Origin of the sequence: Burkholderia theae (genome assembly GCF_048565265.1) — a bacterium.
Taxonomy (GTDB): domain Bacteria; phylum Pseudomonadota; class Gammaproteobacteria; order Burkholderiales; family Burkholderiaceae; genus Burkholderia; species Burkholderia theae.
Window position 1 is genome coordinate 3,524,281 of sequence record NZ_CP183461.1, and the last position, 25,554, is coordinate 3,549,834.

At 67.8% G+C, this 25,554-nt stretch carries 23 protein-coding genes; 8 read left to right on the plus strand and 15 right to left on the minus strand.

Going from position 1 to position 25,554, the window contains the following annotated elements; all coding sequences use genetic code 11:
• Positions 1 to 179 precede the first annotated feature (179 nt).
• From ACN22W_RS16625 to ACN22W_RS16650, 6 genes are all read left to right on the plus strand, one after another.
• On the plus strand, positions 180 to 1,334 hold the full coding sequence (locus ACN22W_RS16625) for an ABC transporter ATP-binding protein (RefSeq protein WP_129513150.1): 1,155 nt from the start codon (positions 180 to 182) through the stop codon (positions 1,332 to 1,334).
• A 10-nt stretch (positions 1,335 to 1,344) separates the two neighbouring features.
• Entirely contained in the window at positions 1,345 to 2,331 is a 987-nt protein-coding gene (locus tag ACN22W_RS16630) for an ABC transporter permease subunit (RefSeq protein WP_129516398.1), read from the plus strand.
• Positions 2,328 to 3,167 carry an ABC transporter permease subunit gene (locus ACN22W_RS16635; protein ID WP_048252093.1) on the plus strand — a complete coding sequence of 280 codons (840 nt, stop codon included), beginning with the start codon at positions 2,328 to 2,330 and terminating at the stop codon, positions 3,165 to 3,167. The genes ACN22W_RS16630 and ACN22W_RS16635 overlap by 4 nt, the downstream gene beginning before the upstream one ends.
• A gap of 101 nt (positions 3,168 to 3,268) precedes the next feature.
• A complete protein-coding gene (locus tag ACN22W_RS16640) occupies positions 3,269 to 4,843 on the plus strand; it encodes a DUF3138 family protein (RefSeq protein ID WP_419685440.1) in 1,575 nt (524 codons plus the stop codon).
• A gap of 109 nt (positions 4,844 to 4,952) precedes the next feature.
• On the plus strand, positions 4,953 to 6,257 hold the full coding sequence (locus tag ACN22W_RS16645) for an NAD(P)/FAD-dependent oxidoreductase (protein ID WP_419685441.1): 1,305 nt from the start codon (positions 4,953 to 4,955) through the stop codon (positions 6,255 to 6,257).
• A gap of 25 nt (positions 6,258 to 6,282) precedes the next feature.
• Positions 6,283 to 7,584: an FAD-binding oxidoreductase gene (locus ACN22W_RS16650; protein WP_343492587.1), complete on the plus strand. Its 1,302-nt coding sequence runs from the start codon at positions 6,283 to 6,285 to the stop codon at positions 7,582 to 7,584.
• Positions 7,585 to 7,706: 122 nt separating this feature from the next.
• On the opposite strand, the gene ACN22W_RS16655 is transcribed toward ACN22W_RS16650, so the two are convergent.
• The 7 genes from ACN22W_RS16655 to ACN22W_RS16685 all read right to left on the minus strand — a co-directional run bounded on the left by ACN22W_RS16655 (position 7,707) and on the right by ACN22W_RS16685 (position 14,665).
• Positions 7,707 to 8,372: a DUF799 domain-containing protein gene (locus ACN22W_RS16655; RefSeq protein ID WP_048248357.1), complete on the minus strand. Its 666-nt coding sequence runs from the start codon at positions 8,370 to 8,372 to the stop codon at positions 7,707 to 7,709.
• Between the two features lie 10 nt (positions 8,373 to 8,382).
• Entirely contained in the window at positions 8,383 to 8,826 is a 444-nt protein-coding gene (locus ACN22W_RS16660) for a DUF4810 domain-containing protein (protein WP_419685442.1), read from the minus strand.
• 94 nt (positions 8,827 to 8,920) lie between these two features.
• Complete coding sequence (locus ACN22W_RS16665; protein ID WP_193099503.1) at positions 8,921 to 9,592, minus strand: CsgG/HfaB family protein; 672 nt, start codon at positions 9,590 to 9,592, stop codon at positions 8,921 to 8,923.
• A 591-nt stretch (positions 9,593 to 10,183) separates the two neighbouring features.
• Positions 10,184 to 11,539: a glutathione-disulfide reductase gene (gor, locus tag ACN22W_RS16670; protein WP_419685443.1), complete on the minus strand. Its 1,356-nt coding sequence runs from the start codon at positions 11,537 to 11,539 to the stop codon at positions 10,184 to 10,186.
• A gap of 234 nt (positions 11,540 to 11,773) precedes the next feature.
• Entirely contained in the window at positions 11,774 to 12,004 is a 231-nt protein-coding gene (locus ACN22W_RS16675; RefSeq protein ID WP_048248366.1) for a hypothetical protein, read from the minus strand.
• A 376-nt stretch (positions 12,005 to 12,380) separates the two neighbouring features.
• Complete coding sequence (locus ACN22W_RS16680) at positions 12,381 to 13,502, minus strand: porin (protein WP_419685444.1); 1,122 nt, start codon at positions 13,500 to 13,502, stop codon at positions 12,381 to 12,383.
• Positions 13,503 to 13,951: 449 nt separating this feature from the next.
• Complete coding sequence (locus ACN22W_RS16685) at positions 13,952 to 14,665, minus strand: YoaK family protein (RefSeq protein WP_419685445.1); 714 nt, start codon at positions 14,663 to 14,665, stop codon at positions 13,952 to 13,954.
• A 278-nt stretch (positions 14,666 to 14,943) separates the two neighbouring features.
• Between ACN22W_RS16685 and ACN22W_RS16690 the strand changes: the two genes are divergently transcribed.
• On the plus strand, positions 14,944 to 15,282 hold the full coding sequence (locus tag ACN22W_RS16690) for a hypothetical protein (protein WP_419685446.1): 339 nt from the start codon (positions 14,944 to 14,946) through the stop codon (positions 15,280 to 15,282).
• 49 nt (positions 15,283 to 15,331) lie between these two features.
• On the opposite strand, the gene ACN22W_RS16695 is transcribed toward ACN22W_RS16690, so the two are convergent.
• Together ACN22W_RS16695 and ACN22W_RS16700 are read right to left on the minus strand one after the other, a co-directional pair.
• A complete protein-coding gene (locus tag ACN22W_RS16695) occupies positions 15,332 to 15,859 on the minus strand; it encodes a chromate transporter (protein ID WP_065499028.1) in 528 nt (175 codons plus the stop codon).
• A complete protein-coding gene (locus ACN22W_RS16700) occupies positions 15,859 to 16,482 on the minus strand; it encodes a chromate transporter (RefSeq protein WP_419685447.1) in 624 nt (207 codons plus the stop codon). The genes ACN22W_RS16695 and ACN22W_RS16700 overlap by 1 nt, the downstream gene beginning before the upstream one ends.
• A 96-nt stretch (positions 16,483 to 16,578) precedes the next feature.
• Here ACN22W_RS16700 and ACN22W_RS16705 point away from each other — a divergent pair, with 96 nt between their 5' ends.
• Positions 16,579 to 17,463: a transcriptional regulator GcvA gene (locus ACN22W_RS16705; RefSeq protein WP_048248346.1), complete on the plus strand. Its 885-nt coding sequence runs from the start codon at positions 16,579 to 16,581 to the stop codon at positions 17,461 to 17,463.
• A gap of 40 nt (positions 17,464 to 17,503) precedes the next feature.
• Here the strand turns inward: ACN22W_RS16705 and ACN22W_RS16710 are convergent, their stop codons facing one another.
• The 6 genes from ACN22W_RS16710 to ACN22W_RS16735 all read right to left on the minus strand — a co-directional run bounded on the left by ACN22W_RS16710 (position 17,504) and on the right by ACN22W_RS16735 (position 25,553).
• On the minus strand, positions 17,504 to 18,811 hold the full coding sequence (locus tag ACN22W_RS16710) for a solute carrier family 23 protein (protein WP_419685448.1): 1,308 nt from the start codon (positions 18,809 to 18,811) through the stop codon (positions 17,504 to 17,506).
• A gap of 235 nt (positions 18,812 to 19,046) precedes the next feature.
• Positions 19,047 to 20,282 (minus strand): flagellar hook-associated protein FlgL, encoded by a 1,236-nt coding sequence (gene flgL, locus ACN22W_RS16715; protein ID WP_419685449.1) that lies wholly within the window; start codon positions 20,280 to 20,282, stop codon positions 19,047 to 19,049.
• A 17-nt stretch (positions 20,283 to 20,299) separates the two neighbouring features.
• A complete protein-coding gene (flgK, locus tag ACN22W_RS16720) occupies positions 20,300 to 22,231 on the minus strand; it encodes a flagellar hook-associated protein FlgK (RefSeq protein ID WP_419685450.1) in 1,932 nt (643 codons plus the stop codon).
• A gap of 195 nt (positions 22,232 to 22,426) precedes the next feature.
• Positions 22,427 to 23,182, minus strand: coding sequence for a flagellar brake protein (locus ACN22W_RS16725; protein ID WP_129513166.1), 756 nt, complete (start codon positions 23,180 to 23,182; stop codon positions 22,427 to 22,429).
• Between the two features lie 217 nt (positions 23,183 to 23,399).
• A complete protein-coding gene (gene flgJ, locus ACN22W_RS16730; protein ID WP_129513167.1) occupies positions 23,400 to 24,368 on the minus strand; it encodes a flagellar assembly peptidoglycan hydrolase FlgJ in 969 nt (322 codons plus the stop codon).
• Positions 24,369 to 25,553 (minus strand): flagellar basal body P-ring protein FlgI, encoded by a 1,185-nt coding sequence (locus ACN22W_RS16735; RefSeq protein WP_419685451.1) that lies wholly within the window; start codon positions 25,551 to 25,553, stop codon positions 24,369 to 24,371.
• Position 25,554: the final 1 nt, after the last annotated feature.

Consider the following 25,554-nt stretch of genomic DNA (forward strand, 5'->3'; position numbering starts at 1 on the left):
ATCACGGCGGCGCAGGCATCGTTCCACGCCTGCCCGCCTGAGATTCGCGGACCTCCGTCCGCCCGCGCGCGCCGCGCGCACTGTTCCATCCGGCACGAGCCGTTGTCCGCGAGTCGCGTTGCGCGCCTCGCGCGGGGACGCTCACGCCTGCAATCCGTGAAGAACGAATGGTGACTCCCATGCAATCGATACCCTCTTCCGCTGCTGCACGACAGACCCAACCGGCCGCCGCGCCCCGTACGCAAAACGACGCCTTCGTGCGCATCGAGAACGTCGTGAAGAAATTCGGCGACAGCACGGCCGTCGACAACGTGAACCTGACGATCGCGAAAAACGAGCTGTTCGCGCTGCTCGGCAGCTCGGGCTGCGGCAAGTCCACGCTGCTGCGCATGCTCGCCGGGCTGGAAACGGCCACCTCCGGCAAGATCTTCGTCGACGGCGAAGATCTTGCCGCGCTGCCGCCGTACCGCCGCCCGGTCAACATGATGTTCCAGTCGTACGCGCTGTTCCCGCACATGTCGGTCGAATCAAACGTTGCGTTCGGCCTGAAGCAGGAAGGCACGCCGAAGAACGAGATCAAGGAACGCGTGGCCGACGCGCTCGCGCTCGTGCAGATGAGCAAGTACGCGCAACGCAAGCCGCATCAGCTTTCCGGCGGCCAGCAGCAGCGCGTCGCGCTGGCCCGCTCGCTGGTCAAGCGCCCGAAGCTGCTGCTGCTCGACGAGCCGATGTCCGCGCTCGACAAGAAGATCCGTCAGAAGACCCAGCTCGAACTCGTGAACATCATCGACAAGGTCGACGTGACCTGCGTGATGGTCACGCACGACCAGGAAGAGGCGATGACGATGGCGAGCCGCCTCGCGGTGATGAGCGAAGGCAAGATCGTGCAGATCGGCGCGCCGGGCGAAGTGTACGAGTTTCCGAACAGCCGCTTCTCGGCCGAATTCATCGGCTCGACCAACCTGTTCGAGGGCCGCGTCGTCGAGGACGAGCCCGATCACATCTTCGTCGAGAGCGACGACCTCGAGGCACGCATGTACGTGAGCCACGGCATCACGGGCCCGCTCGGGATGCCGGTCGGCATCTCGGTGCGCCCCGAACGCGTGCACGTGTCGCGCGAGAAGCCGGGCTCGAAGCACAACTGGGCGCGCGGTGTCGTGACCGACATCGCGTACATGGGCAGCTATTCGCTGTATCACGTGCGCCTGCCGAGCGGGAAGACGGTCGTGTCGAACCTGTCGAGCTCGCACCTGATGAGCGACACGGCCCCGGCGTGGAACGACGACGTGTTCGTGTCGTGGTCGCCGGCCAGCGGCGTCGTGCTGACGCAATGAGGACGACACGATGAGAACCTCTGCTTCCACTCCGTCCACGCCGGTGTCGCCAGGCGCCGCGAGCACCGGCGCCGGCCGGGCCCGCCCGGGCCGTTTCGCCGCGCTGTCGCGCTTGCTGCCGTCGGGCCGCAGCGTCGCGATCGGCGTGCCGTTCCTGTGGCTCGCGGTCTTCTTCGCGCTGCCGTTCGTGCTGGTGCTGAAGATCAGCTTCGCCGACCAGGTGATGGGCATCCCGCCGTACACGTCGCTCGTCGAGTTCAAGGACGGCGTCGTGCACTTCGCGCTGCAGCTGTCGCACTACGCGTTCCTGCTGCAGGACGACCTGTACATCGCGACCTACCTCAGCTCGCTGAAGATGGCCGCCGTGTCGACCGTGCTGTGCCTGCTGATCGGCTACCCGATGGCGTACTACATCGCCCGCTCGGAACCGAACCGCCGCAACGTGCTGATGATGGCCGTGATGCTGCCGTTCTGGACCTCGTTCCTGATCCGCGTGTACGCCTGGATCGGCATCCTGAAGGACGACGGCCTGCTGAACCACACGCTGATCGCGCTCGGCATCATCCACACGCCGCTGCGCCTGTATCACAGCGATGCGGGCGTCTACATCGGGATGGTCTATTCGTACCTGCCGTTCATGGTGATGCCGCTGTACGCGCACCTGGTGAAGATGGACCTCACGCTGCTCGAAGCCGCGTACGACCTGGGCGCGAAGCCGTGGGTCGCGTTCACGCGGATCACGCTGCCGCTGTCGAAGAACGGGATCATCGCCGGCAGCCTGCTGGTGTTCATCCCGGCGGTGGGCGAGTACGTGATTCCGGAACTGCTCGGCGGTGCCGACACGCTGATGATCGGGCGCGTGATGTGGGATGAGTTCTTCAACAACATGGACTGGCCGATGGCGTCCGCGGTGACGGTCGCGATGGTGATGCTGCTGCTGGTGCCGATGGCGCTGTTCCAGTACTACCAGGTCAAGGAACTGGAGGAAGCGAAATGATCAAGCCGAGCAAACCGCTGTCGACGGGCGTCCTCGCCTTCGGCTTCCTGTTCCTGTACATCCCGATCATCAGCCTGGTCGTGTACTCGTTCAACGAGTCGAAGCTGGTGACGGTGTGGTCGGGCTTCTCGCTGAAGTGGTACGCGGCGCTGCTGGAGGACGACGAGCTGCTGACCGCCGCGTGGCTGTCGCTGAAGATCGGTCTCCTGACGGCCACCGCGTCGGTCGTGATCGGCACGTGGGCGGGTTTCGTGCTCGCGCGCTTCGGCCGCTTCAAGGGCTTCACGCTGTACACGGGGATGATCAACGCGCCGCTGGTGATTCCGGAAGTGATCCAGGGCATCTCGCTGCTGCTGCTGTTCGTGGCGCTGGAGCAGATGTTCGGCTGGCCGAAGGGCCGCGGGATGCTGACGATCTGGATCGGTCACGTGATGCTGTGCGTGTCGTACGTGGCGATCATCGTGCAGTCGCGCGTGAAGGAGATGAACAAGTCGCTGGAGGAGGCGGCGCTCGATCTGGGCGCGACGCCGCTGAAGGTGTTCTTCGTGGTGACGCTGCCGCTGATCTCGCAGGCGCTGCTGTCGGGTTGGCTGCTGTCGTTCACGCTGTCGATCGACGACCTGGTGCTGTCGGCGTTCCTGTCGGGGCCGGGGTCGACGACGCTGCCGCTGGTGGTGTTCTCGCGCGTGCGGCTCGGGCTGAACCCGGAGATGAACGCACTGGCGACGCTGTTCATCACGGCCGTGACGATCGGCGTGATCGTCGTGAACCGGATGATGATCGCGCGCGAACGGCGCCGGGTGGCCGACATGAAGGCGGCGTTCGCGGTGGCGTGACCCTCCCCTTTCCCTTTCATCGATAACAAGACCCGCGCGCCGCGTGATGCGGCGCGCAAACCGATCGCACTTTGACAGGCGCACGACAAGGAGAATCCGCAATGAAGAAGAAACTGATCTGCCTGCTGGTGGCCGGCGCGTTGCCGGGCATCGCGCTGGCCGACTCGACATCAGCCGAGATCAAGGCGCTGCAGGCGCAGGTCGCGGCGCTGCAGAAACAGATGAAGGCCATGCAGGCGCAGCTCACCGCGAAGCCGGGCGGCGGCGCCGTCGCGCAGGCCGGTGCGAAGGCCGGCGCGGCGCCGGTTGCGGTGGCCGTCGATCCGGGCTCGCCGGATTACGGCAAGGCGCAGGCCACGCTGACCAACGACGAGGTCGGCGAAATGAAGCAGCAAATCGCGAACCAGCAGCTGAAGGTCGACTCGCTGACGGACGCGGCCAACACGGGCCCGCTCGCCGGCCTGTCGGTGACGGGCTACATCGATCCGACCTACATCTACAACCGCGCGGCCGGCACGTCGTCGTTCCTGTTCGCGAACCACGAGAGCGCGTACAACTACTTCAACAGCACGTTCGGCGATCTCTACCTCGACATCAAGAAGACGTTCGGCGTCGGCCCGATGGCGCCGTCGGCCGAAATCACGCTGATGCCGAACCGCGGCAACGGCATCACGCTGCTGCAGAACTCGCGCGGCAACATCGGCAACAACATCCTGAACACGGCGGTCGTCAACGTGCCGATCACGGCCGAGACGACACTCGTGGCCGGCTTGATCCCGAGCTTCGGCGGCTACGAGGTGCAGCAGTCGAACCAGATGCTCACGCTCACGCACAACCTGCTGTACGACTTCTCGGATCCGGGCAGCTACATCGGTGCCGGTGCGAACTACACGAAGGGCAACTGGGCGTGGAAGTTCTTCGTCGGCAACGAGCAGTACCGCACTTACGGCTCGGTCACGCAGACCGGCACCAATGCGCTCGGCGACCCGATCACGACCAGCAACAAGGTGCCGACCTTCACCGCGCGTGCGGACTACACGTGGTCGAGCGCGCTCGACATCGGCGGATCGTTCAACGTCGGCCGCCAGACGCTGTCGAGCGCGATCGATTCGAACGGCGTCGTGCACTACGGCCCGGGCGGCAACGCGCCGAGCGCGTATGGCTCGTTCTTCTTCGGCGAGCTTGACGCGACCTACACGCTCGCCGACATCCAGTACAACGCCGAAGTCGACTACGGCCGGCAGGATCATGCGGCGTTCAACGGCGGGCTTGCTCAGTGGTACGGGCTGTCGCTGCTCGCGCACCGCAAGTTCAACGCGCCGGTGGTCGGCCGCATGGGCGTCACGCTGCGCTACGATGCACTCGTGAACAGCAAGAACGGCGGCGGCGGCGGCGGCATCGCGCTGAACGGCAACGGGATGGATCCGAACAACGGCTTCGGCGTCGATTCGGATTGCCTCGCGACGTCGAAGGCCGGCGGTGGCCTCGGCTTCGAGTGCAAGGGCGCGATCCGTCAGGACGTTGCGCTCGACCTGCTGTTCTATCCGACCCAGCAGATCACCGTGAAGGTCGAATACCGGCACGACTGGGCGAACAACAAGGTGTTCCTGCGCAACGACGGTTCGTACAGCAAGTCCAACGACCTGCTCGCGACGCAGTTCATCTATTCGTTCTGACGCAGCACACGCGGGACGCCGTGCCGCGCGCACGGCGTCCCGCGCCATTTTCAAGGGCGGCTGCCCGCAGGTCGCGTACCGTGGCAGCCTTTTCGAGGGAGTCGGTTTCATGACGCAGTCTTTCACCCGCCGCGCCGATGCGCTCGCGCGCGACTCGTACTACGAAGCGACGGTGACGCGGCCCGTGGTTGACGACCCGGTGCTCGACGACACGATCGACGTCGACGTCTGCGTGATCGGTGCCGGCTTCGCGGGCCTGTCGACCGCGCTCGACTGCCGCGCGCGCGGGCTGTCCGTCGCGGTCATCGATGCACACCGGCCCGGCTGGGGTGCGTCGGGCCGCAACGGCGGGCAGGCGATCACCGGCTTCGCGAAGGACGAGGAGATCGAGCGGCAGCTCGGCGCCGACGGCGCGCGCGCCGCGTGGTCGCTATCGCTCGACGGCGTCGCGCTGATCGCCGAGCGGATCGCGCACTACGGGATCGACTGCGACTTCACGCGCGGCTACCTGACGGTCGCGACGAAGCCGCGCCGCATCGACGACCTGCGCGCATGGATGGACGCCGCGACGTCGCGCTGGGGCCATCCGTCGCTCGCGTGGCTCGATACCGGCGAGATCCGCGCGCGCATCGCATCAACACGTTACCTGGCCGGCGTGCACGATCCGCTGTCGGGCCACCTGCATCCGCTCAAGTACTGCCTCGGCCTCGCCGATGCGGCGCGCCGCGAAGGCGTCGCGCTGTATGCGCACACGCCCGCGCTCGATGTCGTGCGCGGCGCGCGGCCCGTCGTACGCACGCCGTCGGGCGAGGTACGCTGCCGCTTCGTCGTGTCGTGCTGCAACGCGGGCCCGGGCAGCGTGCTGCCCGCCGCGACCGCCGCCCGCATCGCGCCGATCGCGTCGTACATCATCGCGACCGAGCCGCTCGGCCAGGCGCGCGCCGATGCGCTGATCGCCCAGCGCGAAGCCGTGTGCGACAACAACTTCTTCCTCGACTACTTCCGGCTGTCGGCCGACCACCGGATGCTGTTCGGCGGCCGCGCGAACTCGGCCGGCGCGTCGCCCGCCACGCTCGCCGAAACGATCCGGCAGCGCATGGTCGGCGTGTTTCCGCAGCTCGGCGACGTGCGCGTCGAGCATGCATGGGGCGGCTTCGTCGACGTCACGCGCAACCGCGCACCCGACTTCGGCACGCTCGATCCGAACTTCTTCTACGTCCAGGGCTTCAGCGGGCACGGCGTCGCGCTCACCGGCATCGCCGGACGTGCGGTCGCCGGCGCGATCGCGGGCGACACGCGCGCGTTCGACCTGTTCGCGCGCATGCGCCACCGGCGCTTCCCCGGCGGCGACGCATGGCGGCAACCCGCGCTCGAACTCGGGATGCTGTACCACCGCGTGCGCGAGCTGTTCTGAGCCCTCTTTCTCCGTTCTCCTGACTATGCAGACATTCGCCAACCAGCCGCACGTCGCGTCCTACTACGCGGCGACCGCCAACGATACGACCCGCCATGCGCCGCTCGCCGGCACGATCGACGCCGACGTGTGCGTGATCGGCGCGGGCCTCACGGGCCTGTCCGCCGCGCTCAACCTCGCCGAGCGCGGCCATTCGGTGACCGTGCTCGAAGCGTCGCGGGTCGGATGGGCAGCGAGCGGCCGCAACGGCGGCCAGTTGATCGGCGGCTTCGCGTGCGACATCGACACGTTCGGGCAATTCATGCCGGAAGGCGACGTGAAGCGCATCTGGGACATGGGGCTCGAAACGCTGTCGCTCGTGAAGTCGCGGATCGCGCAGCACGACATCGATTGCGCGCTGGTGCCCGGCTACCTGACCGCCGCGAACACCGAGCGCGACGCCGATGCGCTGAAGCGCTGGCGCGACGAAGCCGCGAAGCGCTTCGGCTATGACCGTTTCCACTTCGTCGAAGCCGACGAGCTCGGCGACTACGTGCAGTCCGCGCGCTATTGCGGCGGCCTGTACGACCCCGACAGCGGCCACCTCCATCCGCTCAACTACACGCTCGGCCTGGCACGCGCGGCGACCGGCGCGGGCGTGCGCATTCACGAGGACAGCTGCGTGACGCGCGTGCGCGACGTCGCGGGCGGCCACGTCGTCGAAACAAGCGGCGGCAACGTCCGCGCGCGCTTCGTCGTGCTCGCGTGCAATACCTACGTCGGTACGCTCGCGCCCGCGCTGTCGAAGAAGATCATGCCGGTCGGCACCTACGTGATCGCGACCGAGCCGCTCGGCGAAGCGCGCGCCGCCGCGCTGATGCCCGCGCGTGCGGCGATCTGCGACAGCCGCTTCGTACTCGACTATTTCCGGCCGGCCCCCGACACGCGGCTCGTGTGGGGCGGCAAGGTCAGCTATTCGACGCGCGAACCGCGCGATCTCGCGGAAGCGATGCGCCAGGACATGCTGAAGACGTTCCCGCAGCTCGCGGATGTGAAGGTCGACTACGCATGGGGCGGCTTCGTCGACATCACGATGAACCGCGCGCCGCACTTCGGCCGCGTCGCGCCGACGATGTACTTCGCGCAGGGCTTTTCCGGGCACGGCGTCAACACGACCGCGCTCGCGGGCAAGCTGATCGCCGAGGCGATCGACGGGCAGGCAAGCCGCTTCGACCTGTTCGACAAGATCCGGCATCGCGACTTCCCGGGCGGCGCGGCGCTGCGCACCCCGGCGCTGGTGCTCGCGATGAGCTGGTACCGGCTGCTCGATGCATTCGGCGTGCATTGAGCGTCATGAAGCGGCGCCGCGATGCAGGCGGCAAACGCACGCGGCGCGACCATGCAAAACGGCCGCGCGTTCGCGCGGCCGTTCGATCGGATGGCGGGGCTTCGATGCGGCGCCCGCGCCGTTCAGTCGGTGCCGTACTTCGGCGAGTGCGGACCGTACAGCAGGCCGCTTGGCGGCCCTGCCATCAGCAGCCGTCCGCTCGTAAACGCGGCGACATCGTGGCTCTGGTCCATCAGCGTGTTCGCGATCTGCTTGACCGCTGCCGTCACGAGCATCCCGATCAGGCCGCCACCGCCGCTGTTACCGCCTTCGTCACTGGCCGCGCTGGCGCTGCCTTGCCACAGCACGTCGCCCGTGCGCAGGTCGACGAGCTTCGCCGACGCGGACACGACCGTCGCGCTCGCGAGGATCCGGTACACGGTGCCGTATTTCGAAACCTTCGAATACAGCGCGGCGTCCGCGCCGAAGATCTCGCGCAGCTTCGCGGGCGGCGTCTCCTGGATCTCGGCCGCGTTGGTCAGGCCGTTCTGCTTGAAGGTCTCGTCCATCACCGCGACCGGCACGACGTAATAGCCGGACTCGGCGAGCGGCAGCGTCATCTGCGACAGCATCCCGTAGGTCGCGCCGACGTCGGAGGTCTCGTTGACGGGCGGCAGCACGAGAATCGAGCGCGGCTGGCTCTTCTTGAACGCCGTGTAATCGGGCCGTTTCACCGGCTGCGCGCACGCGCTCAGCAGCGCGACGATCGACAGCACGGACATCAGCTTGAATGAAAGTGTCTTGAACATGGCGGGCGCGTCACTGTTTGGCGGGGTTCGAATCGGCGTTCTTCTGCCCGGCGATCGTCTGGTCGGCCCCCTTCTGGCCGGCAGCCTTCTGATCCGCGGGTTTCGCCGCGCCGGTCTTCTTCTTCAGCAGAAAATCCATGTAGGTCGACGATTCCGGGAACAACTGCTTCTCGGCCTGCAGTTCCTGCTCGGCCTGCTGCTCGTTGCCGACGCTCGCGTACAGCATCCCGAGATGCGCATGGAAGCCCGGCGGCGGCGTATGGCCCTTCCCGCGGATGTCCTGCAACGCTTTTTCGAGCGCGTCGATCTGCTCCTGCGGCGACTTCTGCCCCTTGAAGTATTCGTACACCTGCGGCTGATAGCCCGTCCACTGATAGAGCGGCGGCGGCGAGCTCGCGCAGCCGACGAGCAGCAATGCGGCGGCCGTCGCCGGCAGCCAGATACCCCGTTTCATGGTCTTTTCTCTTTTGATGTCGTGGTGAATCGATCGAGCGCGACGCCGGCCCCGGCGCCCGCTGCGGCACGTCCTTCGATACTCGCTGCGGTACTTACTGCGGCACCTTCAGCGCCCCGGCGTCAACCTGCTCGGCCAGATGGTTCACGGCTTCCTGGATCGCGAGGTCCAGCACCTTGCCGTTCAGCGTCGAGTCGTATCCCGCCGTGCCGCCGAAGCCGATCACCTCGCGATTCGACAGGCTGAACTCGCCGGCGCCCTGGCTCGATGCCACGACTTCCGACGTCGTCGTGTCGACGATGTTCAGGTTGACCTTCGCGTACGCGACCTGCGTCTTGCCGCGGCCGAGGATGCCGAACAGCTGGTGATCGCCGACGTCCTTGCGGCCGAACTCGGTCACGTCGCCCGTCACCACGTAGTTCGCGCCCTTCACGGCCTGGGCCTTCTTCATGAAGCCGGCTTCCTGCTTGATCTCGTCGAGGTTCTCGCGATCGAGCACGTTGAAGCGCCGGCTCTGCTGCAGGCGCGTGACGAGGATCGTCTTCGCCTGTCCGCCGAGGCGGTCGATGCCGTCCGAGAAGATGCCGCGCATGTAGCTCGAGCGGTTGTCGAACTTGCCGACCGCGATCGCGACGGGCTTGCCTGCATAAGGCTTCTGCGCGCTGCTCACGGCCGGCACGTCGAGCGTGCGCGACGATTCGGTCGCGCAGCCGGACAGCGCTGCGACAACCGCTGCCACCACGAGAACGGTGCGTCGTGTCTGAATGTTCACTGCTGGTCTCCTTGCGTGGAAAGATTGCCCGGAACGGGTGCGCGTGCATCGGCGTGATGCGCGCGCACGCGAACTCATCGCCGGGCCGGCGATAGCTAGATGTGAAGAAGTGGAATGCGCAACCGATGTGTTGCGGCAAAAAGCGGATGGACGACGCAGTGCGCGACAGGCTCGCGCGCGCCGGTTACATCGTGACGCTGGTTACTGCGCTGTTGATCGCGCATGATCGGCCCCGTATATGATTTTTCGCGATCATATCAAGCCTGATTATTGAGACGGGCAATCTTGATAATAGTTGACGATTTTCGTATCTATATGAAATGCACGGTCGAATCAGGCGGAATGCCTTGCAGATAAGGGCTTCGCCTGTATATGACCGGAGTGCGGCGATTTTCTTTGGTTGCGGCGGCGAACGGGGCGCCGATCCGTCAATATCGAGACATATTGCCCGCGCAGTCAGCCTGGATTACCAATATCTCGAAAATAATCGCCGAATATCGTCGGGCCCTGCCACGCAAAAAGCAGTATCCCGGCCAATACGCAATCCGGCCGCACGCGCGCGTGCAGACGCGCGCGCCCCTTCCGCTAGTCGGCCACCTTCTGCCGCATCGTCACGAACTCCTCGGCCGCGGTCGGATGGATGCCGATCGTGTCGTCGAACTGCGCCTTCGTCGCGCCCGCGCGAATCGCGATCGCGATGCCCTGGATGATCTCGCCCGCGTCGCGGCCGACCATGTGTGCGCCGATCACGCGCTGGCTGTCGCGCGCGACGACGAGCTTCATCATCGTGCGTTCGTCGCGGCCCGACAGCGTATGGCGCAGCGCCTTGAACGACGTGCGGTAAATGTCGACGTCGCCGTGCGCGCGACGCGCATCCGCTTCGGTGAGGCCGACCGTCGCGACCTCGGGCTGGCTGAACACGGCCGACGGCACCCATGCGTGATCGGCCGCGACGCGTGACCCGCCGAACAGCGTCCGCGCAAGCAGCCCGCCGTCGCGCGTCGCCACCGGCGTGAGCTGCGGCCGCGACGTGACGTCGCCGATCGCATGGATCGACGCGACCGAGGTCGCCGAATACGCATCGACGGCGATCGCGCCGCGTGCATCGAGCATGACGCCCGCCTGCTCGAGCCCGAGCCCGTCGACGTTCGGCACGCGGCCGGTCGCATAGAGCACCGCATCGTACGGCCCGTGCCGCGCATCGCCGACGCGCACGCTCAGCGTGCCGTCGTCGGCGCGGGAAATCGACTCGACCACCGCGCGCGAATGGATCGTGACGCCCTGCTTCGTCATCTCGTCGGTCAGGAACTGACGCACGTCGTCATCGAAGCCGCGCAGGATTTTCTCGCCACGATAGAACAGGTCGACGTGGCTGCCGAAGCCGTTGAAGATGCCCGCGAATTCGACCGCGATATAACCGCCGCCGACCACCGCGATGCGCCTGGGCAGCGTCGCGAGCGACAGCGCCTCGCGCGACGTGATCGCATGCTCGATGCCGGGCCGCGGCGGCAGCGACGGACGCGAGCCGGTGGCGATCGCGATGTGGCGCGCACGAATCGTGCGCTCGCCGATGGCGACCGTGTGCGCATCGACGAGCGTCGCGCGCCCCGCGTGCATGTCGACGCCCGATTGCCGCAGCAGGCTGATGTAGATGTCGCTGAGCCGATTGATCTCGCGATCCTTCGCGGCGATCAGCGCGGACCAGTCGAGCGTGCCGGCGCCGAAGGTCCAGCCGAAGCCCTTCGCGTCCTCGACTTCGTGCGGGTAGTGCGATGCGTAGACGAGCAGCTTCTTCGGAATGCAGCCGCGCAGCACGCAGGTGCCGCCGATCTGCTCCTGTTCCGCTATGCCGACGCGCGCGCCGTATGACGCCGACATCCGCGCGAGCCTCACGCCGCCCGAGCCGGCCCCGATGACGAACAGGTCGTAGTCGAAATCCATCGCATTGCCTCATCGCAGTTCGGATGACGGCACGATAGCAAGATTCCGGAATTCTTGCGGGCCGCGGCTAGCGCCCAATAAAAAACGGCGAGAGACATTGCCTCTCGCCGGTCAACCCAGCTGCCGGGTGTGTCATGCGTCACCGATCGACCGCATGCCCGACCTGCCGGCCGCGCGGCACCGGTCCGCCCGAGCGCGCGAAGTGCGCACCCGCGGCCGGACCAGCCGCCATGCTCATGCCTGCGACGTGTCGCTGCCGTCCGTCGCCTGCGTATCGTCTGCCTGCTGCTCGGGCTGGTCTTCCTTCTTCTTCTCGAGCAGGCCTTCGACTGCCTCGGCGCCCTTGAAGCCGGCGACGGCCGCGGCCGCCTTGGTCAGCAGACCCGCATCCGGATCCAGCTTTTCCGCGCCTTCGACAGCCGCCACTGCGCCAGCGATTTCACCTACCGTGTTCAGGATACCCATCGTCATCCCCTTTCAAGAAAATCGTGAGCGCATCGTCCCACGAAAAAAACCGGCGCACCGCGATTGTCATCACCGGATACACAAGTTACGCACCAGGCCGGCCGCGCTCGCCGAGCGCCTGCCGGAACAGCGCACGCGCGCGCACGACGGCACGCAACGGGCGATGCACGCAGCGTAGCGGAAAGCCTACGCGCGTACTGTAAAAGTATGTTCTGGATTGCCGACGGATGGCTTACGGCGCGGGCATTGCGTGATGGAGCGATCGCTGAATAGTCGTGCGCGGATATGAAGGCCGCGTGACGAAAAAAAAGAGGCCCCTTTCGGAGCCTCTTCGATGCGTGCCGGACAGATGCCGGCGCACGTGTCCCGACATTCGTCAGAAGATATTGCGCAGGCCGATCGCGATGCCGGTCTGGTTGCTGCGACCCGGCAGCTCGACGTTCGCCGCGCCGTTCGTCTTGTTGAAGTCGACGGTGCCGTAGACTTCGGTGCGCTTGCTCAGCGCGTACTCGGCAATGCCGACGACCGCATAGCGGTTGCCGCTCGCGAGCGTGCCGTTCGCGGTCATCGCATTGCGCATGTGGTCGTAGTAGAACGCGCCCGTCAGCGTCAGCGGCGTGCTGACCTGCCAGCTCACGCCCGCGAACGGACCGTCGTCGATCCGGCCGGTGCCCTTCGCGACCGGAATCGTCTGCTGTGCGAGCAGGCTGTCGACGAAGCCCGTGTCGTCCTTCGAGCGCAGGTAGCCGGCGTAGACCTTCGCCTTGCTGAACGCGTACACGACGTTCGCGTGGTAGATCGTCTGCTTGCGCGCCGAGTTGTCGCTGTTCTGCTGCGCGCCGGCCGCGATGCTGAGCGGGCCCATCACGTACGACAGCGACACGCCCCATGCGTTGCCCTTGCCGAGCGAACCCGGAATCTGGCCCGAGAAGCCGCCGGCGCCGGTCGATTCGTAGTTGGTGCCGGTCGAGTACATCGCCTTCGCGGTCAGGCCCGCGAACTTGCCCGTGTACTTGATCTGGTTGTCCGCATACAGGCCGCCGCCGAGTGCGACCGGCAGCCATGCGTTCTCGAGGTAGTTGCCGACCGTCAGCGGATCGTAGGTATCCGACAGCAGGTCGAACAGCGGCGTCTTCTGGCGGCCGAGGGTCACCGTGCCGTACGGACTCTGCAGGCCGACGTATGCCGCACGGTTGAACAGGCGGCCGCTGTCGGCGAATGCGCCGTTCTGCATGTTCACGCCGCTTTCGAGGTTGAACACGGCCTTCAGGCCGCTGCCGAGGTCTTCCGTGCCGTAGATGCCGAAGCGGCTGTTGGTGATCGCGCCGTTGGTCATCGACAGCAGGCCGTCGTTCTTGGCGTTCGCGTTGGTCAGGTAACGGACGCTGACGTCGGCGACGCCCCACAGCGTGACCGAGCTTTGTGCCGCCGCGTACTGGCTGGCGAATGCGAGCGCGGCGCCCCCTGCGATGGCTGCGAGTCGGGTGGTCTGCTTCATGAGCTTTCCTTTTTGTAGGTGTCTCCGTTCATTGCCGGCTGCGTGCGCAGCCGGGTGGCGATCGCGCACGTTCATGGCGCACGCGATGTGGCCTGAATCATATGACGAGTGCCTTCGCTGAAAGAAATTGAAACGCGCCGCAATGGCGCGACTGTCGCCCGGGAACAACGTTTCCCGCGCCGGGCTTGCCTGACGCGGCGACGCCACGGGTCGCGAGGCCATCGGAATTTGCGTGCCGCGCTGTAAGGATCGGCGATGGTGCGGCGCGGTGAAAGCGGTATCGCGGCAGGCCGGCTCGCACGATCGACGCAACCGGAAGATGCCGCGCATACCGACAACGGGCGCGGCCAGTGCGACCGGCCCGCGTCGGGGTGCGCCGGTGGGTCGGAGAATCGATGAATCGGTGAAGACGGAACGCGGCGCCAACGGCTGCCGCGCGAAGCGTGCGGTCAGGCCGTCTGCGCGGCCTCGCCGTCGCCATCGCCGCCGTTCCCCGCGCGACGCCACGCACGCCGCACGATCTCCGCGAATGCGCCGACGAGCAGCAGCACGGCACCCCACAGCGCGATGTCCGGCACGAGCCGCGTGACGAGGCCGCCGGCCACCGCGCCGGCCAGGAAGCAGAAGCTGATCGTCGCCAGCAACGCCGAGTCGTGCAGCGCGCCGGCGTCGTAGCGCGGGATCAGCCCGACGAACAGCTTCTGCGCGGCGCGCCGCAGGTTGCCGGTCGTCATCACCGACGTGTACGACAGTTCCTCGAGATGGGTGAACGACAGCGTCTGCAGCGTCGCGACGAACGAGATGCCCGGAATCAGCCAGGCGCTCGACGCGCCGACGAGGCCGCTCGCCGCGACGCAGAGAAACGCGATCTCGACGATCAGGCACGCGAACGCCGTGTGCCGCATCCAGCCGCGCTGCGCGGCGAGGCCGAGCAGGTGCGCGACGAACACCGCGATCACGAAGCCGACGAGCGGCGGCACGTGATGCAGCGCGGCGGCCCATTCGCCGGCCGACAGGTTGATGCCGAGCAGCGCGACGTTGCCGGTCATCGTGTTCGCGAACACGTGGCCGTGGCCGACGTACGTGTACGCGTCGAGGTAACCGCCGGACAGCGTCAGCAACGCGGCGACAGTGAGATTGCGGCTGGCGCCGTCGAGATCCATCGATCCTCCCGTGGTGCGCGCCGCGCGCGGCGGGCGGTGCGAAATTCAGTCCCGCCGGCCGGCGCGGGATGCCGTCGGCGCTGCGCGGCCGGGCCTCGCCGCGTACCGCGCGCCAATATAATGCTCGCCGTCAGGGTGCGGATTGCCGCCGCGTATCGCCCGGCGGGAACGTGTTGCCCCGGCGGGTTTCGCCGCCGAAGGACCGGCCGAGTATACCGGGCCGGTTGCGGGCCGCCTGGACCCGCTCGCCGCCCCGCGCCTCTTCATCGAGCCTTCGAATGACACTCGCGAAGTTCTTCCTGCGCTTTACCGTCATCCCGCTCGCCGCGATCGTGCTGGTGGCCGTCTGGGCGTTCAGCCGCGAATCGGGCGAAATCGATGCGCGCCAGTATGCGGCGCTGGTGGCGGCCTATCCATCGTTCACGCCGAAGCTGAAGCACGAGGTGGCCGACGCGTTGCGCGGCGGCAGGCTCGCGAAAGCCGATTACGGCACGATCATGCGCGATGCGCTCGAGGCGGGATACGTGGTCGACTGGCCGGCTGCGACGGACGACGTCTACAGCGAGCGCGGCCGGCTGCTCGGGATGGTGAACAGCGACCTGCCGGCGCCGCAGTAGCCGGCCATAGCCGGCGATCGCAACCGGCAACGGCCGGCTGCACGGCGGCTTACTGCCCGATGCCCGTGAGCCCGATCAGCGCGCCGCCCGCGAGCAGCCACAGCGGATGGATGCGCGTGCGCCATGCGAGCACCGCGCACGCGGCCGTGATGCCCCACTGGATCGCCGTACGGTTCGACGCCTCGGAGATCAGCACCGCGCTCGCCGCGACGAGCCCGGCCGTGACGGGCATCATCCCCTGCTGCACGTAACGACGCCACGGCCGGTCGCGAAAGCGTTCCCACGCATGCAGCGCGAGCACGGTGACGATCGACGACGGCCCGAACTTCGCGAGCGACGCGACCAGCAGCCCAGCCCAGCCGGCCACGTGCCAGCCGACCAGCGACACGATCATCATGTTCGGCCCGGGCGCCGCCTGCGCCAGCGCGAACAGCGCGGTGAACTCGTGCGCGCTCATCCAGTGATGCACGTCGACCACCTGCCGCTGCATCTCCGGCAGGATCGTGTTGCCGCCGCCGAACGCCAGCAGCGACAGCTGGCTGAAAATCGTCGCGATCGCGACCAGCGTGTCGTTCATCACTGGCCTCCGTGCTGCGCGTCGCGCGCGGCAGCCGGCGCCGGCCGGCGCGTGCCCGCATCGCGACGCCGCGACGCGAACCACACGCTGACGGGCGTCAGCACCAGCATCGTGGTCAGCAGCGGCATGCGCAGCACCGCGATCGCGACGAACGCGAGTGCCGCGATACCGGCCGCCGCACGCGCATGCCGCAGCGGCTTCGCAACCTTCACGGCCATCGCGACGAGCAGCCCGGCGGCCGCGGCGGCGAGCCCCGCGAACAGGTGCTGCACGTGCGGATCGTTCTGCGTCTTCGCGTACAGCACGCCGAGCGCGACGACGACGAGCGTCGGGCCCGCGATCAGCCCGAGAATGCCGGCGAACGCACCGGCGACACCGCGAAAGCGCATGCCGACGGCGACCGACAGGTTGATCACGTTGCCGCCCGGCAGGAACTGGCACAGGCCGAGCAGATCGGTGAATTCGTCGGCGGAGAGCCACTTGCGCTCGTCGACGATCGTACGGCGCGCGAACGGCAGCGCACCGCCGAACGACATGAGGCCGAGCGACAGGAAGCCGGTGAACAGCTCGGCGAGGCCGACGCTGCGGGGTGACGCGGCAGGCGGCGGGGAAACGGATTGCATGGGGCTCCTCATCAAACGGTCAGCCGAGGTTACCGCCGTTCAGGATTCCGGCAAAACGATTTTATCGGCGCGTCCTTGTGATCTAGAATCACAAGCATGGCACGCGATCTCCCGCCCTTTTCCGCGCTTCGGGCCTTTGAAGCCGCGGCACGACATGAAAGCTTCAGCGCCGCCGGCGACGAGCTGCATGTGACTCACGGTGCCATCAGCCGGCAGATCGCCGGGTTCGAGGCCTGGCTCGGCAAGCCGGTGTTCCACCGTTACGGCAAACGCGTGAAGCTCACCGACGAAGGCCGCCGTTACCTGGACACCGTGCGCGCCGCGTTCGACAGCATCGCGCACGCGACCGAGCAGTTGCGCAACACCGGCGCGGCGCGCGTGCTGCGCATCAACGCGCTGCCGACCTTCGCGATGAAATGGCTGCTGCCGCGCCTGTCGCGGTTCCAGCGCGACGTGCCGAACGTCGAGCTGAAGCTGTCGACGTCGAACGCGCCGCTCGACGCGCTCGACGGCTTCGATGTCGCGATCCGCCGCGGCCCCGGCCACTGGCCGAACTGCACGAGCGGCCACTTCCTCGACGAAAGCGTGATTCCGGTCTGCAGCCCCGCGCTGCTCAAGCGCACGCCGATCGCGCGCGCGGACGACCTCGCACGGCACGTGCTGCTGCATTCGGACACACGGCCGGAAGGCTGGCGCGACTGGTTCGCGGCGGCCGGCGTGACGATGAAGGGGCGCAAGCGCCAGTCGTTCGACCACTTCTACCTGGCGCTGCAGGCGGCCGTCGACGGGCTCGGCGTCGCGCTCGGCCCGTTGCCGCTGATCGACGACGAACTCGCGAGCGGCCGGCTCGTGATGCCGCTCGACGGGCCGCGCATCGCGACCCGCAGCTATTGGTGGATCGCGCCGCGCGCGCCGGCCGACGATCCGCTCGTCGCGCAGTTCTGCGCGTGGCTGCAGGCGCAGTCCAATACCGGCGCGTGAGTGCGCGCCGGCGGGCGGCGTTGCGCCGCCCGTGTTTCGCTCAGACCACCGGGCCCGGTTCCTTTTCCTTGCGCAGGATCGCGTACAGGATGATCGCGCCGAACGTCGCGGTGCCGATCCCGCCGAGCCCGAAGCCGCCGACCTTCAGCGAGAAGTCGCCGGCGCCGAGCACGAGCGTGACGGCCGCGACGATCAGGTTGCGGTTGTCGGAGAAGTCGACCTTGTTGACGACCCAGATCCGCGCGCCCGTCACCGCGATCAGCCCGAACACGACGATCGACACGCCGCCGAGCACCGGGCCCGGGATCGTCTGGATCACCGCGCCGAACTTCGGCGAGAAGCCGAGCACGATCGCGATCAGCGCGGCGACCGCGAACACGAGCGTCGAATAGATCCGCGTGACGGCCATCACGCCGATGTTCTCCGCGTAGGTCGTGACGCCCGTGCCGCCGACGCTGCCCGACACGATCGTCGCGAGGCCGTCGCCGATGAACGCGCGGCCGACGTAGCGGTCGAGGTTGTGCCCCGTCATCGCGCTGACGGCCTTGATGTGGCCGAGGTTCTCGGCAACCAGGATCACCGCGATCGGCGCGAGCATCAGCATCGCGTGCGGGTCGAACACCGGCGTACGGAAGGCCGGCACGCCGAACCACGCGGCATGCCCGACGATCGCGAAGTCGATCGGCTTGCCGAGGCCCATCCCGTTGGTCGCGATCGCGTAGATCGCATACGCGATCATCAGCCCGACGAGGATCAGCAGGCGCTGCATCATCCCGCGCGCGAACACCGCGACCAGGCCGACGCAGAGCACCGTGACGAGCGCCATCACCGAGTCGAAGGTCGACGCCGACACGCCCTTCACCGCGATCGGCGCGAGGTTCAGCCCGATCACCGCGACCACCGCGCCGGTGACGACGGGCGGCATCAGCGTCTCGATCCAGCGCGTGCCGATCGCCTGCACCAGCGCGCCGAGCGCGACGTACACGACGCCGCACGCGACGATCCCGCCGAGCGCGACCGGGATGTTCGGGTTCGGGCCGCTGCCGCCGTAGCCCGTCACCGCGATCACGAGGCCGATGAACGCGAAGCTCGAGCCGAGGTAGCTCGGCACGCGGCCGCCGACCAGCGCGAAGAACAGCAGCGTGCCGATGCCCGACATGAAGATGCACAGGTTCGGGTCGAAGCCCATCAGCAGCGGCGCGAGCACGGTCGAGCCGAACATCGCGACGACGTGCTGCACGCCCATCGCGACCATCTGCGGCCACGGCAGGCGCTCGTCGGGGCCGACCACGCGCGACGCCGCGCCGGTCGATTGCACCCGCCAGCGCGGGAAGTAGGAATCGGACATGGGGAAAGGGCTCCTGTCGGTCGCCGGCTGCGGAGGGTGCGCCGGTCTGGAATCTGGCGCGAGTTTACGGAGCGGGAATGGGGCTGGCAAGCGCGGCGCGCGGCATGCCGCGTGCGCGAACCGGGGCGCGGCCGCGCGGCCCGGAGAAGCGGCCATCCGCGCAGGGCGCGCGGGCGGTAGCACGCGCCGGCGGCGACGTAAGCGTGCGCTCACATCGCCGCCGGCGCGCCGTGCATCAAGGGTTGATGTACTGGAACAGCGACAGGTTCTGCAGCTGCGAGTAGGCCTTCTGCGAGCCCGTCAGCGCGTTCTGCATCTGCAGGAACTGGCTGATCGTCGACACCATGTCGGTGCTCGTCAGGTCGGCCAGGTTGCTGGTGACCTGCAGCGTGTTGGTCTGGTTCACCGTCTGCATCGCCTTGACTTCCTGCTCGCGGCCGCCGACCGACGCCTGCACGGTGAGCACGTTCGTCATCATGTTGTTCAGCTTCGTCGTGCCGGTGGTCATCGCGTTCTGGAGCGCGGCGGCGGCCGTCGTGTTGCTGCTGACCGGCACCTTCAGCGCGGCAATCATCGTGTCGAGCGCCGCGAACACGTCGGTGCCGGCCTTCGGCGCGGGCGTGACCGTGAACGAGTCGCCGGGCGCGGGCGAACCCGACACCGGCACCGACAGGCCGTTGCCGAGCGCGATCCCGGCGCCGGCCGAATACGGCTGCGCGGCGGTCGTGGTCGGCGGCACGACGGAGTTGTCGGTCACCGTATAGGTCGGCGCGGCCGCCGTGCCGCCGAACGTGATCTTGAACTGGTCCGCATTGGTCGCGGCCGACGGGCTCGTGATCGATACCGCGCCGATCGTGCCCGTCCCCGTGTTGGTTGCGGTGGCGACCGGCACCGGCTGGCTGCCGAGCATCGGCACCGACAGGAACACGTTCGCACCGTTGTCGCCCTGCGAGATCGCACGCGTGTCGGCAATCTGCACCTGCCGCGTACCCGCGTCGCCGCTGTAGGTCACGCCGCCGCCCGGTGCGTTCGAGAACGGCGCCGTGGTCGACTGGAAGCCCGAGAACAGGTAGTTGCCCGAGCCGTCGGTCGAGTTCGCGAGCGTCAGCAGCTGGTCGCGATAGCCCTGCAGCTGCGTCGACAGCGCCGAGCGATCGCTGTCGGACAGCGAGCCGGCGCCGGCCTGGATCACGACCGTATGAATGCTGTTCAGCAGGTTGTTGACGCTGATCAGCGTCTGGTCTTCCTTCTGCAGCGACGACAGCGCGGTGTTCTGGTTCGACGCGTACTGCGACAGCGTCGCCGACGTCATCGACAGCTGCACGGCCTGCGCGGCGCCGAGCGGGTTGTCGCCCGGCGTCGCCAGGCTCACGCCGCTCGAGATCTGCTGGTACAGCTGCGCGAGCTGCGCCTGCTGGTCGCTCATCTGAGCGACGTTCATCTGGTAGAACTGGGTGGTGGAAATCCGCATCGCTTCGATCCCCGAAATCAGTTGAACAGGCCGAGCACGGTCTGGAACAGCGTCGACGCGGTCTGAATCACCTTCGCGTTCGCCTGGTAGAGCTGCTGGTACTGCATCAGGTTGGCCGCTTCCTCGTTCTGGTTCACGCCCGACGTCGACTGCTGCGCTTGCGTGATCTGGCCGACCAGCGCGGTCTGCGCGGCGCTCGACGACTTCAGCTGGCTCGTCGTGTTGCCGATGCTGTTCACGTAGCTCGCGTACGCGCCGGTCAGCGTGGTCGAGCCGTTGCCGAACGTCTTCGAGTTGACGAGCTTCGACAGCGCGAGCGCGTTGCTGCCGTCGTTCGTGCCGCCCGTGTTCGGTGTGACCTTGAAGGTATCGCCGACCGCCGGCGACCCCGACACCGTCACCGTGACGCCGGCCGTCAGCGTGATCGGCGTGCCGGCCTGGTAATTCTGCGGCGCGCTCGTGGTTACCGGGTTGGCGGAGTTGTCGGTGACCGTGTACTGCAGATTGCCGGCCGTGCCGGTCATCGTGATCGTGTAGTTGTGCGCGTTGGCCGCGGCCGCCGCGCTCGTGACCGACAGCCCGCCGATCGTGCCGGTGCCCGTGTTCGTCGTGGTGGCCGACGGCACGTACGGCGCGGCCGCCGCGATCGCGGAGCCGTTCGACGTCGCGAGGCCGAAGCCGTTCAGGGCGCCGCGCGTCGGCTGCACGGTGAACTTGTCGCCGGCGCTCATCGAGCCGGACGAGAACGAGAAGTTCAGCCCGCCGATCGAGGCCGGCATCGAGGTCGACGTGCCGACCACCGTGCCGCTCGCGCGGTCGGTCAGCGTGTAGTTCGTGCCGTCGTACGACAGCGTGTAGTCGCTCGCGGTCGGTTGCGATGCGTTCGCGAACGACACGGACAGCGCCGCGTTGCCGGTATTGCCCTGGTTCGCGTAGGTGACCGGCGCGCCGGTCGTGAACAGGTTGCCGCCGGGCTTGCCCGACAGGTCGATGCCGAGCGCGTTCTGCGCGTTGACCTGCGCGGCGAAGCTGGTCGCGATCGCGCCGAGCTGGGCTTCGGCCGGGTCGAGCGTCTGGCTGCGGAACGCGAGCAGGCCGCCGAGCGTGCCGCCCGACAGCGACGCATCGGACAGGAACTGGTTCGGCCCCTGCGGGTTCGCACCGGCGATCCCCTGCGACACGACGGTCAGCTCGCTCGGATCGGACTGCGACGTGACGGTCGCGAGCTGGTAGCTCTTGTTCGCGACGACGAGCGGCGTGCCGCCCGCGAGAAACACGCTGTAGCCGTCGCTGTTGCGCACGACCTGCACGCCCGCGAGGTTCGACAGGTTCGACACCGCGAGGTCGCGCTGGTCCATCAGCTGGTTCGGCGGCTGGCCCTGGCTGCTGGCCGATGCGATCTGCTGGTTCAGCTGCGCGATCTGCGCGGTGTACGCGTTGATCTGCGTCACGGTGCTCGTGAGCTGCGTGTTCACGCTCTGGCGCAACGCGTCGTACTGCTGGCCGGCCGCCGTGATCTGGTTCGCGAGCGTCTGCGCGTTGCTCATCGCGGTCTGCCGCACCGACGCGTCGGACGCGCTGTTCGCGACGTTCTGCAGCCCGGTGAAGTAGCTCGTGATCGCGGTCGAGATCCCCGCCGTCGGGCTGCCGACGTAGTTGTTCAGCTGCGTGACGAGCGAATACCACGTCGACAGCGCGCCGCCCTGCGTCTGCGCGCCGTTCAGCTGGTCGCTCAGGTACTGGCTGTACTGCCGCTGCACGGTGACGGTGTTGACGCCTTGCGGCATGTAGCCGCTGCTCGTGTACTGGCCGCTCGCCTCGGCATAGACGGGTCGTTCGACCGAATAGCCTGGCGTCGCGGCGTTGCTGATGTTCTGGCCGGTCGTCGTGAGGCCCCAGAGCGCGGCATTCAGGCCGCTGACGCCGAGGTTCATGAGTGAGTTGGACATGCGCGATCCTGATGAGCCGGCCGCGCTGCGGCCGCCGGGTTGCGTGACTCCCGGTATAACGGCCGCCGATTGAAAAAATTGAGGAAAAAATGCACGCGCGACGCGCACTCGCGCATCGCCGGTCAAGGCGCCCGGCAACCGGTGCCGGCGAAGGGGCGCGGGGCGGCCCGTGCGGGGCCGGGTCACGCGTGCGCGTCAGGCCCGCGCGAGCGAGCGGCGCTTCATTTCGAGCTGCGTGATCAGGCGCTGCAGCGTGTTCTCCGCGCTGCCCGGCAGCGACATGTAGCGAAAACCGAGCTGGTAGCGCCGCGACCCGTTCGGCATCTGCGTCGAACGCTGCGACACGAGCTGCAGGTCGAGCGACAGCTTGCCGTGGCCGGTCAGCTCGAGCTCGACGTCGGGCAGCAGCGTGCCGACCTCGAGCGCCTCGACGCGTTCGTCGGCCGTGCGCAGCCCCACGCCGCCGAGCGACAGGTTATGCACCTCGAACAGGAAGCTCTCGCCGTCCGGCAGCTTGCCGCGGCACAGGAACGGATCGACGATCGGCGCGTCGACGCGGAAATATTCGCGACGCTGGATGCAGACCAGCACGTCGGGGAAATCGGCGACGAACGCGGGCAGCCCCTCGTAGCGCGTCTCGCGCGGCGTGCCCGTGGTGAATTCGACGCGCACGCCCTCCGGCGAGGCCGCGAACGTGCAATGCGACGCGCCGAGGATGCCGGCGTTCTGCTCGGACAGCGCGCCCCAGTCGAACGTGAACGTCCGCGCGCCGACGTCGACCTCGAGCAGGCGCGTGACGAGCTGGCCGCCCGGATACTGGACGGTCAGGAAATCGCCGCGATTCACCAGGTTGCGCAGCTGCACGCCGATTTCCAGCGGATTGCGGCGGGCGAAGTCGGGCCCGGAGTGGCCTGCATCCAGGCTGGGGTCGGTCGACGTTTCGATATTCATGGCTAGCCGGTCTTTCTTGTCATGGGCGCCCGGACAACCGGTGCGCAGTAAAACCGGGCCAGAACGGGGGCCCGGTCGCAGGTCTCTCACACTTAGCGGCAGTGCTGACCGAAAGTTTAGATCGAATTGGCGATTTTTTTCGCGCAAACGTTGAAACCGCGCGCGGCGGGCTGCCGGGCGCGGTCCGAAGGGGGGCTGCAGGCGGCCGGCGGGCTCGTCAGCCGATCTGCTGCATGATCGAGATCAATTTTTTGGCGTAGTTCGGGTCGGTCGCGTAACCGGCCTTCTGCATCCCGTGCGCGAAGCCTTCGACGCTGCGGCTGGCGCTCAGCACGCCCGAGTAGCGCGGATTGTTCTTCAGCAGGCTCGCGTAATCGGTCATTGCGTGCTCGTACGAGTCATACGCGCGGAATTTTGCCACCACGCGGCGCGGCGTGCCGTTCACGTATTCGGTCGTCAGCGCCGACACGGTGCGCCCGGTCCAGCCCTTGTTCGCCTTGATGCCGAACACGTTGTAGCTGGTCGAGCCGTCGGCGGCGCGGATCTCGCGCTTGCCCCAGCCCGATTCGAGCGCGGCCTGGCCGACAATGAAACGCGCCGGAATGCCGGTCGACGCGCTGGCCGCCTGCGCGGGGCCCGCGAGCCGGTCGACGAACGCGTCGGCGTCCGGCGCGCCGCTCGCGCCCTTCAGCGGCGGCGTCAGCGCGCTGCCGGCCGAGTAGCCGCGCGCGCCGGCCAGCCCGCCGTTGTTCGACGCGTTCGCGTAGGCCTTCGCCATCGCGTTCATCGCGGCGAGGCTGCCTTCGTTGCCGCCCGTGCCGAGGCCACCCGCGCCGACATCGGCCGCCGTGTCGCTGCCCGCGCCCTGCCCCGCGTTGCGCAGCAGCTGCTTCATCAGCGCGTCGGCGACGCCGATCCCGCGCGTCGACATCTGCTGCGCGAGCTGCTGGTCGAGCATCGACGTGTACATCTTCGACGTATGCGAATCGAACAGCCCGCCGTCGGGCGACGCGTCGCGCATGCTCTTGAGCATCATCTGCGTGAACATCGCGTCGAACTGGCCCGCGACGGCCTTCGCGCCGGCCTGCGGCGACTGCTTCGCCTGCGCGCGCAGCGCGTCGAAACCCTGCACGTCGAGCGCGAAGCGCTGCGTGAGGTCGTTTGCGTTCGGAAGGTTCGCAGCCATTTAGATGACCTCCAGGTCGGCGCGCAACGCGCCGGCCGCCTTCATCGCCTGCAGGATCGACATCAGGTCCGCGGGCGTCGCGCCGAGCGTGTTCAGCGCCTTCACGACGTCGGCGAGGTTCGCGCCGGCCGTCACCATCTTCAGCGCGCCGTTGTCCTGCTTGAGCTGGATCTGCGACTGCTGCGCCACCACCGTCTGCCCGTTCGAGAACGGCCCCGGCTGCGACACGACCGGCTGCGTGTTGACGACCACCGACAGGTTGCCGTGCGCGACCGCGCAGCTCTGCAGCGTGACCATCTGGTTCATCACGATCGAGCCGGTGCGCGCGTTCAGGATCACCTTCGCCGCGGCCTTGTCCGGGCTCACGTCGAGGTTCTGCAGCCGCGCCATGAACGCGACCTGCTGCGCCGAATCGGCCGGCGCGGCGAGCTGGATCGTGCGACCGTCGAGCGCCGTCGCGGTGCCCGGGCCGAAGCTCGAGTTGACCGCGGACACGATCCGCTGCGCGGTGCCGTAATCCATGTCGTTCAGCTGCAGCTGCAGCATGCCGTTCATCTGCGCGATCGCGTTCGGCACCCCGCGCTCCACGATCGCGCCGCCGACGATCCGGCCGGCCGCGAGCTGGTTCACCTGCACGCGGCTGCCGTTCGCGCTGGCCCCCGCGCCGCCGACCGCCATGTTGCCCTGCGCAAGCGCGTACACCTGCCCGTCCGCGCCTTTCAGCGGCGTCAGCAGCAGCGTGCCGCCGCGCAGGCTCTTCGCGTTGCCGAGCGACGACACGGTGACGTCGAGCGCCTCGCCGGGCCGCGCGAACGGCGGCAGCGTGGCGGTCACCATCACGGCCGCGACGTTCTTCAGCTGCATGTTGCTCAGCGACGACGGGCCGCCGTTGGCCGAACCGTTGTTGATCGAGATGCCGAGGTTCGCGAGCATGTTCGCGAGCGTCTGCGTCGTGAACGGCGTCTGCATCGTCTGGTCGCCGGTGCCGTCGAGACCGACGACGAGGCCATAACCGATCAGCGGGTTGTCGCGCACGCCCTGGATCTGCGCGAGATCCTTCAGGCGTTCCGCGTGCGCGGGCACCGCGCCGAACACGCAGGCGGCGGCCACGGCCGCGAACGCGACGGCGAGCCGCGCGGCGGCGTGCGCGCGGGCGGACAGGCGGTTGAACAGGGTCGTCTGCATC